Genomic DNA, 14351 nt, shown 5'->3' with positions numbered 1-14351 from the left:
TGTGCTATTATAGTAGTGCTTGGAATGGAGGAAAAAATATGGAAAAGAAAATGTCGGAATCCTATACGGTGAAGACTTCAAACGTCATGCCGCCGGATACGAACAATCATCATACATTGTACGGAGGCAGGCTGATGGCATACATAGATGACGTGGCAGCGATCGCTGCACGCCGTCATTCGCGGTCGAAGGTGGTGACCGCTTCAATCGATTCGGTCGATTTTCTGGAGCCGATCCATCTCGGGGATGTCGTCATCCTCGAGGCACTTGTGACCCATACGGGGAAATCATCCATGGAGATTCTGGTCAAGGTTTCGAAGGAGCAGCTTGAGAACGGCACTGAAAAGAAGCTTGCCGCCTTCAGTTTCCTTACATTCGTTGCATTGGATGATGATCTCAAGCCGCTGGAAGTGCCAGAGCTCATCCCTGATAACGAGCGCCTGAAATGGCTCGATGAGACGGGGGAGGAGCGCGCGGAGCACCGTCGGCATAGAAGGGAACGTTCGAAAGCATTGCGCGAGTTCTTTGCGACAGATCTTTTTGACTAGGGGGGATCGTATGCAGATAAAGAAAGTGGCGCTTCTGAAGAACAGCATGTATGAAATACACATGGATGACGGCACTTCATTCAAAGCCCATGAGGAGTCGGTGGTGAAGTACCGGCTGATTCCGGAGCGCATTCTCGAAAGGGATGAGTACAATCAGGTGCTCGAAGCGATCCAGTATGACCAGGCCTACGTCAAGGCACTCGGATACATCAGCTACAAACTGCGTTCCGAGTCGGAGATGAGGAAGTACCTGGTGGAGGACTACCATCCTGAAATGATCGACAGGACCATCCAGAGACTCAGGGAGGAAGGGTATGTCAATGATGCGCATTACGCCAAGGCTCTGAAGAATACGATGGTCGCCACGACGGACAAGGGACCTTTCGCACTGGAGCGTGAGCTGAAGAAGCACCGCATCGATGAGGCGGTCATCCGGGAGAATGTGGATGCCTTCAGCAGAGAAGTCGACGAGGAACGAATGAACAAGCTTAAAGACAAGCAGCTGAAAAGGCATAAGGGCGCCTACCGACAGTTCAGGATGAAGCTGACCGAGAAACTGTACCAGAAAGGGTATGGCAAGGCTCATATCGACATGATCAACTTCGATGATGATTATGACGAAACGGCGCATTTCGACAAGGATTTTGAAAAGTACTTCAACAAATATCGGAAAAAGGAAACAGGCCACGCCCTGAAGCAGAAGCTGATACAGGCGCTCATGAGAAAAGGGTACGGCTATGATCTGATCCAGGAAAAGTTAGGCGGTATAGATGATGAGACCTTTGAACACTATGACGAGACGTGAACTTGAAGCATATATTGCAGAGAAGCGGGAAGCGATGAGGAAAGCGGAGATGATGGGCGTCGAAAATGAATACAGGGTGCTTGAACGCCAGGTGCTCATAGCAGAAAGCTATTTCATCGACCTCTCCCTGATTGAACCGGGGAAGATCTATAAGGTGATCAGTAACGAGAACCACTACTTCAAAGTGGAATACATCAAGGGCACCTTTGTCTGGGGATTCTTCGTCGGAGGAGAAGAGAAAGAGACAGCCATTCCTGTCAGCATGCTGCAGTTGAACAAGAAGGGATGATCTGATGCAGAACATCATTCTACTCAGGGCACTGAACCTGACATATGCCAAGGAATCAAAAAAGTTCATGGACCGGATGCTGGGCAGGGAAGGCGGCCTTCTGCTCAAAGATGTCACCTTCCATCTCTATAAGGGGGAAGTGCTCGGCATCTTTTCGGACTACAGGACGCTGAACTACCTGAAGGAGATGGTCAACGGCAGCCTTGACCCCAAAAAGGGGCGGGTAAAGACGGACAGCTCGATCTTGAGCCTCGATGTGCTCGACCACATCAGCCATCCCCACCCATTGAACATCTTCGTTTCTGAGATGCTCGATGAATACATGCAGGCGGATGAGGCCGCTGAAGCGGCCGAGCAGCTCTGGTCCCATCCCCTGTTCAGGAAGTACTGGAATACACCGGTCAAGGAGATGAATCGCAGGGAAATCGCCCTGGTCCTCCTTGAGATGTCCAACGTCTCGGACGCTGAAATCATCCTCTACTGTAACGTTTACCGGCACTTGGGAGCTCAGGATGCCGCGGTGTTCAAATCGACAATCAATGGACAGGAAGAAAAGGGGCGCGGTGTGCTTCTGCTCGAAAGCAGCATGGAGCCGATCGAATCCCTCGCCAACTATTTCCTGTGGCTGAGCTACGGCCAGGTGCGCTATGACGGCAGCGTCAAGCAGGGCATCATGGAATATAATGCCCATATGAAAAAGAAGAGCCAGCTCAAAAGTGTGGACGAAGAAGCCCATTTTGATATCGAATGGAAACGGAACCTGGATGCGTCGGGGAAATATGCCCATGGACTGAAGCGTCTGAGCCGCAAGCAGTCGGGGCTCATCGACACCCTGAACATGAGGAAGATCATCCTGTCCCTCATCCTGATGTTTACGATGCTTATGGCGAGCATCGTGATATTCATGGATATCTCCTTTACGGGTTCTGCCAATACCGGACAGGAGCAGACCGTGGCTGCTCCGGAAGAGGAAGAAGACAACCGCATCGCATATGCCCTGGTCACTGAAGAAAACCTCGAAGTGAATGGGGAAAGCTATCCCTACCTGTCTCTGCTCCAGGTGAGAGACAGGTCAGGGGAGACGTACACCATACTGGATGATGGGACGCCTGTGGAGATGGACAGCTCGTCCTTCATATACTTCAACCCGGCAAGCCTGTACCCTGAAACGACGCTGGAAGCATTGCTGCCCTACACGGATGAAGTGTTCGAGAACAACTACCTCTATTATTCGAGGGTCCTCAACGGGGGAACGGAGAGGGTGACGGATGAGATGAACCTGTCCGCATCAAGCGCCAGGCATGCTGAACTCTCAGGCATACCGATCTCGTACCAGTTCAAAGACGGGCTTATATTCTCGATGTCCTTCCCGGCCCGGGGTATGGAAGGGATGTACGAGGCATTCGGCATAACGACAGAAGATGTGATATTCAGGCTGCCCGAGGGCTATATGATACTCGATGCATCAAATCAGACATGGCTATATATACAGCGTTAGGAGAGGTGCTATGAATTACAAAATGAAATATCTGTTCCGCCACTTCTTCAAACAGACATCCTATTTCTCCACACACAACCTCACACCGCTTCTGATCTATTCGATCGGACTCGTGTTCCTGCTTGTGGCGATGGCACTGATGGATGCCGGGGAAGTCCTGGAGTACCTGTATGTACTGGTCGGGCTGGCGGCGGCCGTCTGGCTGTTCAGCATGACGGTACTGAACAAGAACACGGCATTCTATAAAGATTCGGTGCTGAAGGTGAACTACATCCCCCTTTATATGCGCATACTCCCGACCATCGTCTTCCAGACCTTCATCTTCCTCATGTTCGTTGTACTGTACAGTGCACTTGCGGCACTGGTCATGGATGATTGGCTGATAGGCATATTCACATTGCTGTATTATGTACTGCTTGGGGTGCTCCTGATCATCCCATTCACACTGGTGTACCTTTCAGTGCAGATCGACAGGATAGGAAGTGTGAACATCATCGTGTTCATCATCCTGGTGGTTTCAGTGCCGATCCTGTATCTGCCGGAGAACATTCCTTCGGGGCTGCAGCACCTGCTCAGCCTGAACCCGTTCTACTATGTCATCAACGGCCTCCAGTCGAATGCGGTGCATATCTCTTGGAACATCAACCGTCTGCCCAACGATGTCCTGTTCTTTGCGCAGATCATCTTCCTCTACATGTGGGTGTTCGAATACTACAGCAAGATGAAGTTTTCGATATATCACCATCTAAAAAAGCGACCGGGCGTATAGCCCAGTCGCTTTGTCTTTATATCAGCTGTCGAGCAGCTTCTTTTGGAGCTTGCTTTCAGAGAAGACCCATCCCGTATAGCTGTGCAGCACTTCATTGGTGTGCCTGTCCAGAAGCATGATGCATACGAATGGATAATGCCCCTCCTTCAGATATCTCAAGTCGATATACCTGATTTCCTCCTGATCTTCCGATATCTCCTCGGTTTCATATGTGTAGATTGATGAGAAGAAGGTGAAAGCTTTGAAGTTCGGATCCTCCTTGATGCTTTGGAACTTCTCCTCATCCAACGGGCCGTTCTTGTTGAAGCGGTCATAGAATATGATGTTTCCCCGGAAGCTGCGGCCGACATAATAGGCTGTCTGCGTGACTACGACAATGCGCCATTCGAAGAAGTGCATCGTCGGCATGCAGAAGGTGCGTGTCACATATTCATGTGGCAGCTGCCTGTCGACCCTTGAAGTAATCGAACGCTGCATGAAGAACCTGACCACATAGTACAGGAATAGCACGATGTAGAGGGCGATGAAGAGCAGTACAGATGACGCCCCGAAATACCATAGGATGAAATACAGCACATGCATGACGATGATCGGGATGTCCACCGTATTGATGACGCTGAGCTGTATCCATGTATGGCTGATGGGCCGCATCGCTTGGGTGCCGTATGAATTGAATATATCGACAAATACATGCAGGAAGACTGCGAACTGTATCCACAGGTACATATTCAATGCAGGCAGATCGAACAGAAGCACACTGAGTGCAGTAAGGAGTACCGGCCAGATGAAGAATGTAAATGGCAGGGAGTGGGTGATGCCCCGGTGATGGGTGATGTATACTGCATTATTTTTCATCTTCATGACCGTATCTATGTCAGGCACAAGGGATGCACCGACTACAGTAGTGATGAAGCCGACGGAAATGGGGTCGATAGAAGGGTCGATGGCAGCAAGGCCGACGATTGTGCCCCCCATTAGTGTATGTGTTAAAGTATCCATGTTCATTCTCCCCATTCAAATGGAATATATAAAGCAGAGGAAGGTGTCATTCATGCTGAATAGTTCAGAATTCAATCATAATCTGTTGGCGTGGTATCAGGCCAACAAAAGGACATTGCCGTGGCGGCAGACCCGTGATCCCTATCTGATATGGCTGAGCGAAGTGATGCTCCAACAGACTCAGGTCACTACTGTTATACCCTATTACGAGAAATTCATAACCAAATATCCGGATATAGACAGCATGGCGGAAGCGGATGAAGAAGCACTGCTCAAGGACTGGGAGGGGCTCGGGTACTACAATAGGATCCGCAATTTCCAGGCTGCCGTGAAAGAGGTCCGGGAGCACTATGATTCGACCGTTCCCGAGGAGCCGGAAGCATTCTTCTCGCTGAAGGGCGTGGGACCCTATATCGGAGGTGCCGTGCAGAGCATCGCATTCAACCATCTGCTTGCTGCAGTGGATGGGAATGTACTGCGTGTCATCTCCCGCCTCGATGCCGATGATCGGGATATGACGAAGGCATCCGTACAGAAGGACGTCAAGAAGCGGATTGAAGAGATCATCCCGCTTGAAGCGGGGGACTTCAACCAGGCGCTGATGGAGCTCGGTGCGACCGTCTGCACCCCGCGGGCGCCAAAGTGCATCATGTGTCCGGTCCAGGAGCATTGCGAGGCCTACAGCCGGAACATCGTATCGGAGCTGCCGGTCAAGAAGAAGGCGAAAAGGAAGAATGAACTTTTCTATAATGTATATTTCATCCTCAACGACCGGAATGAGATACTGCTGAGGAAACAGGAGGGCACACTGCTCCAGGGCATGTATGAACTGCCGAAATACGATGTTGATACATCAGTCGAGTCGATAGAGGAGGATCTCGGGCTGACCATCGATACATCCGGCCTGCACATCGGCAGCGGAAAGCATGTATTCACCCACCAGGTCTGGTTTATGGAAGGGTATATGCTCCATACACGCGACCAACATCCGGACTTCGTCCCCCTGGAAGCGGTCGAGGGACTGCCGATGAGCCGGGCGATGCAGAAGATATACGGGCAGTTTGAAGTCTCGGACGAAAGAATGTGAATATATTCCCACCTATGATATAATATAAAAGTATTATTTTAAAGGTGGTGTGGAATATGGGTTTGGAATCCATACCGAAAGAAGGCAGCAAGGTTAAGATACAGAGCTATAAGCATGACGGAAGCATCCACCGCGTGTGGTCCGAGACGACCATCCTCAAAGGGACGGATCATGTCGTCATCGGCGGGAACAACCGGACACTCGTCACGGAAAGTGATGGGCGCACCTGGGTCACCCGGGAACCGGCGATCGTCTATTTCCATGTCGACTACTGGTTCAACGTCATCTGCATGTTCAGGGAAGATGGGGTGTACTACTACTGTAATCTGTCATCCCCTTTCATCTATGATGAAGAAGCATTGAAATATATCGACTATGACCTCGATATCAAGGTTTACCCGGACGGGAAGTATCATCTGCTCGATGAAGATGAATACAAGCTTCACAAGAGCCGCATGAAATATCCGGAGGATATCGACAAGATACTCAGGCATAATGTGGATGTGCTTCAGCAGTGGATCGAAAGGAAAAAGGGGCCGTTTGCTCCGGACTTCATCAAAGTCTGGCAGGGCCGTTTCAATAATGATTACAAATCATACTAAAGATCAATCAACTTAACCGGTTGGTTGTTTTTTATGTAAGAAAAGGAAGTTTTTTGTGTGATTAGACGTTATATGCAATTCGTCAAACCCTATAAATGGCTGATCATATTGACGATCATCATCGGTATACTGAAGTTCGGCATCCCATTGCTGCTGCCGCTTCTGATCAAGTATACGATCGATGACATCATCATGCCTGACGGGCTGACGACCGAAGACAGGGTGAATATGCTGATTCAGGTGCTCCTGATCTTCTCCTTCATATTCGTCATCATCAGGCCGCCTGTCGAATACTTCAGACAGTATCTGGCCCAATGGACGAGCAACAAGATACTCTATGATATAAGGAAGAAGATGTACGGGCACCTGCAGATGCTGAGTGCAAAATTCTATTCCAACAGTAAAGTGGGGGAGATCATCTCCCGCGTCATCAACGACGTTGAACAGACGAAGGATTTCATTATGACGGGGCTGATGAACATATGGCTCGATCTGGTGACGATCATCATCGCGCTTGCGATCATGTTCTCGCTGAACGGCGAATTGACTCTGGTGTCGATCATCGTCTTCCCGTTCTACATCTTCGGCGTATGGTATTTCTTCGGCAGGCTGCGCAGCCTCACCAGACAGAGATCCCAGGCACTTGCGGAAGTTCAGGGCTTCCTGCATGAGCGCATACAAGGCATCAATGTCATCAAAAGCTTCGCTGTTGAGAGCCACGCCGCAGAGCACTTCAACAAGCGCAACGGTAATTTCCTGAATAAGGCGACAGACCATGCGAAGTGGACCGCCAGAAGCTTCTCGGTCGTCAATACGATCACCGATATCGGTCCGTTGCTCGTGGTCGGCTATGGTGCCTACCAGGTCATACAGGGCAACCTGACCGTCGGGACGCTGGCTGCGTTCATCGCCTATCTCGACAGGCTGTATGGACCATTGCGCAGACTCGTATCCTCTTCCACGACGCTGACGCAGAGTATCGCGTCGATGGACAGGGTGTTCGATTTGTTCGATGAGAAATACGATGTCAAAGACCGGCCGGGTGCCCGTGAACTCAGACATACCGACGGCAACATCGAATTCAGGGATGTCGGCTTCGGATACAATGGCGAAGATACGAGCGCGCTGAAACATATCAACTTTGATGTCAAAAGCGGGGAGACCGTCGCATTCGTCGGCATGAGCGGAGGCGGCAAATCCACGCTGGTCACGCTCATACCGAGATTCTATGATGTCACATCGGGGAAAGTCATGCTCGATGGGACAGATCTCAGGGACTATACGATCGAATCCCTCCGGAATAATGTCGGACTCGTTATGCAGGATAATATCCTGTTCTCCGACACGATCAGGGAGAACATCCTGCTTGCCCGTCCGGAAGCGACGGAAGAGGAAATGATAGGGGCCGCCAAACGGGCGAACGCCCATGATTTCATCATGGAACTTCCTGAAGGCTATGACACTGAGGTCGGCGAGCGCGGCGTCAAACTCTCGGGTGGACAGAAGCAGCGTATTGCGATTGCACGGGTCTTCCTGAAGAACCCGCCGATCCTGATCCTTGATGAGGCGACGAGTGCACTTGACCTCGAGAGCGAGAGCATCATACAGGATACGCTGCTCGAGCTCTCCGAGAACCGGACGACGATCGTCGTCGCCCACAGGCTCTCGACCATCACCCACGCGGACCGCATATTCGTCATGGTGGATGGGCAGATCCAGGAATCCGGACCGCATTCGGAACTGATGAAGAAAAAAGGCGAATACTACAAACTCTATAGTATCCAGAATCTATAAGTAAAGGGTGTCAGCATGACAGAGGCATTGGATATAGGATTTTTGGCTGATGATACACTTGGCGCCGCACGAAGGCTGCTTGGCGTCGAGGTCATCACCTGTATCGATGGTGTGGAAACAAGCGGGTTCATTACAGAAGTGGAAGCCTATCTTGGTGTGGATGACCGTGCTGCACATACATTCGGCGGAAGGAAGAACAAGAAGAACAGCATGATGTTCAACGACTTCGGCCATCTCTATGTATATACGATGCACGGCCACCACTGCATGAACATACTGACGAAAGAAAAGACGCATCCGGAAGGGGTCCTCATCCGGGGAATCGAGCCCCATATCGGCAGGGATGTCATGATCGAAAGGCGGGGGCGCGAAACCGGCCTTACGGATGGACCGGGCAAGTTGACCAAGTCTCTCGGTGTCCGGCGCGAATTCCATAACGGCATGGAACTGAACAATGGTATCCTAACCCTCAGGCCGGGCAGGGCCCCGCGTGAAATTGAGGCGACGAAACGGATAGGCATCGACAACAAAGAGGAAGCGGTGCATTATCCATACCGCTTCATCGTCAAAGGCAACCCGCATGTCAGCAGATTCCGCGGACGGCCGGCGGAGAACAACGGCTGGAAATAGAACAGGCGCAGGGAAATCCCCTGCGCCTGTTTTCTATATATCCAGTGTTTCATCCTGTATATTGATCTTGTTCTTATCCGCATGGAAACGGAAGAAGCTTGATGCGAGCCGGTCGAGGCGGTCCAATGAATTGGAGTATTCGTGTATGGCTGAGATGAATTCCAGTATGTTCTCGTACTGGATCTTCTCCTCGGGGGTTTCCGCTTCATAATAGAGGCGGACGAAATCATCCATCATGGAGCGCTCGAATTGCTCATCGTTATCATAGGTTTCAAATGCGGCTTCGGGCCTGATCTTTTCAGTAATCTTCATGAAGATCTGTTCATGGTAGGCCATGAGCTGGTCCATCTCATGTCTAATCCGGTACTTGAAGTCATCATCCAGATGGTTGTAGTCATTTTCATACCGGTTCAGCTTCCTCAGCAACTCAAATGCCCGGCGGGTCGAGGCGATCAGATGCCTGAACAGGATCTTGCGCCGTGCGTCGGCAAAGCTGCTCCGCTTGAAGTAGTTCTTCTCCTCCCGGTACCAAAGATACATCGTCTCCAGGGTGACGACGCGTGTCCGCAGAGACTCGATATCCTTTTTGACGATCTGGTATTCGCTGACTGCATTCAGTTCGAGGCGTATCCATTTGAATATGTCGCTCGTGATGTTGAAGCAGTTGTGGTACATCTTCGTTTCATACTTCGGCGGGATGAACAGCAGGTTCACCACCAGGGAAGACAGCACCCCGATCATGACGAGTGAAAATCGAATACCGGCGGCCTCCAGGAAATCCATGGTTGTGGAATTTTCCATGAGGGTCGGTGCGTCCATTATGGCGATCATCGTCACGACAGCCAGGGTGGAGACGCTCTGCAGATTGAAGAACAGCAGTATGGCAAGCACCAGAATGACCGTCAGACCGATGACGATGACATTGTTGCCGAAGAGCAGCACCATGACGATGGCTGATACGGCCCCGAGAGCATTGCCCTGAAACTGCTCCCAGGTTCTCATGACAGAGCGGTGCACATTCGGCTGCAGGGCAAACACTGCAGCGATGGCAGCGATGAGTGAAGGCTCGAGCCCCAGCAGGCTGGTGATGAATAATGTAAGCACGACTGTTACGCCGGTTTTGAATACTCTAGCACCAAATCGCATGGCACCATCTCCTAAAATTCATTTTTGAATACTTCCTCCACAATGGACAGTGTTTCTTTGATATCTTCTTCGGTATGCTCCGTGGTCAGGAACCAGGCTTCGTATTTTGAAGGAGCGATGTTTATGCCGCGCCTGATCAGACCGTTGAAGAATTTGGCGAACTGTTCGCCGTCGCTTGCTTCAGCCATTGTATAGTTGGTGACCGTCTCGTCGGTGAAGTAGATCGTCAGTGCGCCGACAAGGCGGTTTATCGTTGCCTTAATACTATATTTATTTATCAACTCTATCAACCCGTCTTCGAGCATGCCGCCGAGACGCTCCATTTCACTGTAGATGCCAGGCTTCTCGAGCACTTCAAGGCAGGCGATACCCGCGGCCATGCTGAGGGGGTTGCCCGCCATGGTGCCGGCCTGATAGGCGGGGCCGAGCGGGGCGACGCTTTCCATGATGTCCCTGCGGCCGCCATAGGCGCCGATCGGTGTGCCGCCGCCGATGATCTTGCCGAGGGCGGTCAGGTCGGGTTCGACACCAAGCAGGTTCTGGGCACCGCCATACATGAAGCGGAATGCGGTGATGACTTCATCATAGATGACGAGCGAGCCGTTATCATGTGCGATTTCGTTCACCGCTTCCAGAAAGCCTTCCATAGGTTCGACGATGCCGAAGTTGCCGACGATCGGTTCGACGAGGACAGCTGCTATTTCGTCACCAAAGTGGGAAATGGCCGTCTTGAAGTCCTCCAGATCATTGAAGGGCACTGTGATGACATCCTCTGCAACGCCTTTCGGTACGCCGGCGGAATCCGGTGTGCCGAGCTGCGACGGGCCGCTGCCGGCTGCCACGAGCACAAGGTCGGAGTGGCCGTGATAGCAGCCTTCAAATTTGAGTATCTTGTTTCTGGATGTGTAGGCTCTTGCCACCCTGATCGTCGTCATTACGGCTTCAGTGCCGGAGTTGACGAACCTGACGCGTTCGAGCGAAGGGATTGCGTCCCTGATCTTGTTGGCAAAGTCGATTTCGAGTTCCGTCGGCGCACCATACAGTATGCCCTTGCTGCTCTGTTCCGCAATCGCCTCGTGGATGCGCGGGTGGGCATGCCCTGTGATGATCGGTCCATATGCTGCAAGATAATCGATGTAGCGGTTGCCGTCCACATCGTAGAAGTGGGCACCTTCGCCCCTGTCCATGACGACCGGTGCACCGCCGCCCACGGCTTTATATGATCGGGAAGGGGAATTCACTCCACCGAGGATCACATCTTCTGCCTGAGTTTGAAGTGTTTGAGATTTTTCATGACTGTACATATTTCCCATCCTTTGGTCAGTAATTTTTCACAATGAGTATTCTACCACATCCAGGGAACATAATTAAGAAAGATCCTGCTATTGAGAGCGGGGCTCAAGTTGGGTATCATCATATATATGCATATACAATCAAGGAGGCAGACAAATGGAGAAATTTCCGGAATTTGAACTAGAAAACCAGGATGGGGAGAAAGTAGGCAATAAGGACTTCGAAGGAAAGACGGTCATCTACTTCTATCCGAAGGACAATACACCAGGGTGCACCACCCAGGCATGCGACTTGCGGGACAACCTGGGCCACCTGAACGAGTTGGGCGTGAAGGTGTATGGCGTAAATGGCGATTCCAAAAGGAAGCACAAGAACTTCATAGAGAAGAATGATCTGAATTTCGACCTTCTGGTCGATGAGGACTTCGGGCTTGCCGAGTCACTCGGCGTCTATAGGATGAAGAAAGTATTCGGCAAGGAATCCAAAGGCATCGTCAGAACGACATTCCTGGTCGATGAAGCCAACAATATCCTGAAAAGGTGGGATAATGTCAAGGCGAAGGACCACATCGATGAATTGAAGACTTATCTGGAAGAGGAAGCATAGGATGAAGAACATATTATCGACAGTCAACCTGAAGCCGCATATGATCGAGTACATCAATGAGCATCACCCGGATATGGAGTACCGTTTCTCAAAGACAAGGGATCTTACGGAAGCGGACAAGGAGTGGTGCGAGATCTTCGTCACCTACGGTTCCAATTTCGACAGGGAGGATGTCGACCTCTACAAAAACCTGGAATGGATGATGGTCATGAGCGCTGGGCTTGATGATCTGCCGCTCGATGCCTTGGAACATGTGCATATCACGAACGCCAAAGGCATCCATAAGATACAGATGACCGAGTATACTGTCGGCCTGCTGCTCAACTTCCATAAGGACTTCCACCAGTTGAAGGTCGACCAGGAAAATGCCCACTGGAGGAAGAACGCACGGACCGAGGAGATATATGAAAAGACCGTCCACATCCTCGGCACCGGGAGCATCGGTGCGCACTTGGCCAAAGTGCTCCAGGCATTCGGCACCCAGGTGGCCGGCTATAACACGACGGGGCATGCAGTGGAAGGGTTCCACCACACCTATGCCATCAGTGCGCTCGAGGACCATATCGGTGAAGCGGACATCGTCATCAACATCCTGCCGAGCACCGATAAGACGCGGGGACTGCTTGATGCCGACTTTTTTGGTAGAATGAAGGAAACAGCAGTCTTCGTCAACATCGGACGCGGGGACATCATGACCGATGAAACGATATCCCATGTGCTGGAAGCGGGAATGATACGCCACATGATCCTCGACGTATTCAATCAGGAGCCGCTGCCGGCGGACCATATCTTCTATACGTACGACAATCTGACGATTACACCGCATGCCTCATCGAAGACTGAGGGGTACTTGAAGCGGGGATTCGAAATCTTCGCCCACAATCTTCAGTATATGGAAGAAAAGGAATCGATGATGAACATCATTGATAACAGCAGGGGATATTGACTGAAAGTGATTTGACAAACAATTTCAGGACAAAGTACAATATTCATATTACAGTAGTCTGCTAGAGAAGGAAGGTATCAATATGAAGATGATGGATGCCCATGACCAGTTCACTGAATCGATCAATGCGCTGAAGAAGACCGGTGTTCGCATTACACCGCAGAGGAAAGCAGTGCTCAGGTACATGATAGAAACAGGAGAACATCCGACTGCTGATGATATTTTCAAGGCGCTTTCTAATGAATATCCAAATATGAGTGTGGCCACTATATATAATAACCTGAAGCTCTTCAAGGAGACGGGGCTAGTAAAAGAGCTCACATATGGAGACGCTTCAAGCCGTTTCGACTTCATTACAGATACGCATTATCATATCATCTGCAGCGAATGCGGAAAGATCACGGATTTCCACTATCCCGGCCTGGAGGAAGTGGAACATCTTGCAGGTTCAGTGACATCCTACGATGTCAGCCACCACAGGCTTGAAATCTATGGTGTATGTCCGGAGTGCCGGAGGGCGGAATGAGCCAAAAAGAAAATGAGCAGGGGGATCATCCCCCTGCTCATTTTTCGTTCTCGGCATTCTTTTCGTCGATCGCCTTTTTCCTGCGATGCTCCACATTATAGTCTAGGGAGAATTCCTCACCCTCAAGTTCCTTGTCGATGGTCAGTGGTTCCTTGCAGTGCTGGCAGAAGTCGACATGGCCCAAAATCTTAGTGTGCTTTTCGCAGTTCGGGCATTGTACAGTGACTGCACGCGTACTGATGAGTCCCACCCAGAAGTAGATGACGAAGCTCAGAAGGATGGGGAGCAGTCCTATAAGAAGGAATATGCTGAACACCCATTGGTATTCCCGGAAGAATACGCCAAGATACATTGTTCCCATACCTATAAAGATCAGGGCCAGTGCATAGCCACGGATACGCAGTATTTTGTTTCCTGGTTTTTTCATAAAACATTTCACCTCTGAAATTCATTATATACAAGTTATAGCATTTATGATAATCTAATATTTAGCATTTGGTGAACAACACGGCACAGACAAAACGAATTAAAAAAGTTTTCGAAAGTCGTTGACACCGGATAGCCAACTTGGTATGATATAAAGGTCGCTGATTTGGGAAACACAACAGCAGCGGACAAAGACAACAAAACATTTTATTTCAAAAAAATATTCGAAAGTGTAAAATTAACGCTTGAATAGTTTTGAGAAGTAAGGTAGTATTGTAAGAGTGATTTCGAGAGAACATTGAAAACTGAATGACAATATGTCAACGTTAATTCCGATAAAAACGAATGCTACGGCATTCAACTTGGGCGACAAGTAAAACCGCAACG

At 50.3% G+C, this 14351-nt stretch carries 16 protein-coding genes; 12 read left to right on the top strand and 4 right to left on the bottom strand.

Annotated features, from left to right (window positions below):
- Positions 1-38: 38 nt before the first annotated feature.
- Genes EDC33_RS09255 through EDC33_RS09235 form a run of 5 tightly spaced genes read left to right on the top strand, consistent with a single transcriptional unit; the run spans position 39 to position 3909 of the window.
- The gene (locus EDC33_RS09255; RefSeq protein WP_094907084.1) at positions 39-548 is read left to right on the top strand and encodes an acyl-CoA thioesterase; all 510 of its coding nucleotides are present in this window, start codon (positions 39-41) and stop codon (positions 546-548) included.
- A gap of 10 nt (positions 549-558) precedes the next feature.
- Positions 559-1353, top strand: a complete 795-nt coding sequence (locus EDC33_RS09250; protein ID WP_040106372.1) for a RecX family transcriptional regulator — start codon at positions 559-561, stop codon at positions 1351-1353.
- Positions 1340-1642, top strand: a complete 303-nt coding sequence (locus EDC33_RS09245) for a DUF1811 family protein (RefSeq protein WP_229716749.1) — start codon at positions 1340-1342, stop codon at positions 1640-1642. Before EDC33_RS09250 ends, EDC33_RS09245 begins: the two co-directional genes overlap by 14 nt.
- Before the next feature lie 4 nt (positions 1643-1646).
- Positions 1647-3140 carry a hypothetical protein gene (locus EDC33_RS09240; RefSeq protein WP_124010954.1) on the top strand — a complete coding sequence of 498 codons (1494 nt, stop codon included), beginning with the start codon at positions 1647-1649 and terminating at the stop codon, positions 3138-3140.
- 10 nt (positions 3141-3150) lie between these two features.
- A complete protein-coding gene (locus EDC33_RS09235) occupies positions 3151-3909 on the top strand; it encodes a hypothetical protein (RefSeq protein WP_124010953.1) in 759 nt (252 codons plus the stop codon).
- A 21-nt stretch (positions 3910-3930) separates the two neighbouring features.
- Here EDC33_RS09235 and EDC33_RS09230 read toward each other — a convergent pair whose 3' ends face one another.
- On the bottom strand, positions 3931-4908 hold the full coding sequence (locus EDC33_RS09230; protein ID WP_124010952.1) for a metal-dependent hydrolase: 978 nt from the start codon (positions 4906-4908) through the stop codon (positions 3931-3933).
- Between the two features lie 52 nt (positions 4909-4960).
- Here EDC33_RS09230 and mutY point away from each other — a divergent pair, with 52 nt between their 5' ends.
- The 4 genes from mutY to EDC33_RS09210 are packed head-to-tail and all read left to right on the top strand — an operon-like array spanning position 4961 to position 9021.
- Positions 4961-5995 carry an A/G-specific adenine glycosylase gene (gene mutY, locus EDC33_RS09225; protein WP_124010951.1) on the top strand — a complete coding sequence of 345 codons (1035 nt, stop codon included), beginning with the start codon at positions 4961-4963 and terminating at the stop codon, positions 5993-5995.
- A gap of 56 nt (positions 5996-6051) precedes the next feature.
- A complete protein-coding gene (ntdP, locus tag EDC33_RS09220; protein WP_040106366.1) occupies positions 6052-6597 on the top strand; it encodes a nucleoside tri-diphosphate phosphatase in 546 nt (181 codons plus the stop codon).
- Positions 6598-6654: 57 nt separating this feature from the next.
- Complete coding sequence (locus tag EDC33_RS09215; RefSeq protein ID WP_094907090.1) at positions 6655-8391, top strand: ABC transporter ATP-binding protein; 1737 nt, start codon at positions 6655-6657, stop codon at positions 8389-8391.
- 15 nt (positions 8392-8406) lie between these two features.
- Positions 8407-9021, top strand: a complete 615-nt coding sequence (locus tag EDC33_RS09210) for a DNA-3-methyladenine glycosylase (protein ID WP_124010950.1) — start codon at positions 8407-8409, stop codon at positions 9019-9021.
- A gap of 33 nt (positions 9022-9054) precedes the next feature.
- On the opposite strand, the gene EDC33_RS09205 is transcribed toward EDC33_RS09210, so the two are convergent.
- Entirely contained in the window at positions 9055-10167 is a 1113-nt protein-coding gene (locus tag EDC33_RS09205; protein WP_124010949.1) for an FUSC family protein, read from the bottom strand.
- Between the two features lie 11 nt (positions 10168-10178).
- On the bottom strand, positions 10179-11471 hold the full coding sequence (locus tag EDC33_RS09200) for a glutamate-1-semialdehyde 2,1-aminomutase (RefSeq protein ID WP_124010948.1): 1293 nt from the start codon (positions 11469-11471) through the stop codon (positions 10179-10181).
- Positions 11472-11616: 145 nt separating this feature from the next.
- Here EDC33_RS09200 and bcp point away from each other — a divergent pair, with 145 nt between their 5' ends.
- The 3 genes from bcp to perR all read left to right on the top strand — a co-directional run bounded on the left by bcp (position 11617) and on the right by perR (position 13538).
- Positions 11617-12066, top strand: coding sequence for a thioredoxin-dependent thiol peroxidase (gene bcp / locus EDC33_RS09195; RefSeq protein ID WP_124010947.1), 450 nt, complete (start codon positions 11617-11619; stop codon positions 12064-12066).
- A gap of 1 nt (position 12067) precedes the next feature.
- Complete coding sequence (locus tag EDC33_RS09190) at positions 12068-13012, top strand: D-2-hydroxyacid dehydrogenase (protein ID WP_124010946.1); 945 nt, start codon at positions 12068-12070, stop codon at positions 13010-13012.
- Between the two features lie 82 nt (positions 13013-13094).
- Positions 13095-13538 carry a peroxide-responsive transcriptional repressor PerR gene (gene perR / locus EDC33_RS09185; protein ID WP_271397739.1) on the top strand — a complete coding sequence of 148 codons (444 nt, stop codon included), beginning with the start codon at positions 13095-13097 and terminating at the stop codon, positions 13536-13538.
- A gap of 37 nt (positions 13539-13575) precedes the next feature.
- On the opposite strand, the gene EDC33_RS09180 is transcribed toward perR, so the two are convergent.
- A complete protein-coding gene (locus EDC33_RS09180) occupies positions 13576-13965 on the bottom strand; it encodes a DUF2614 family zinc ribbon-containing protein (protein ID WP_040106359.1) in 390 nt (129 codons plus the stop codon).
- Positions 13966-14351 lie beyond the last annotated feature (386 nt).

The sequence above is a fragment of the Salinicoccus roseus genome, assembly GCF_003814515.1.
GTDB lineage: Bacteria > Bacillota > Bacilli > Staphylococcales > Salinicoccaceae > Salinicoccus > Salinicoccus roseus.
Note: the sequence above shows the minus strand (reverse complement) of the source record. Positions and strands in the feature narration are given on the sequence as shown.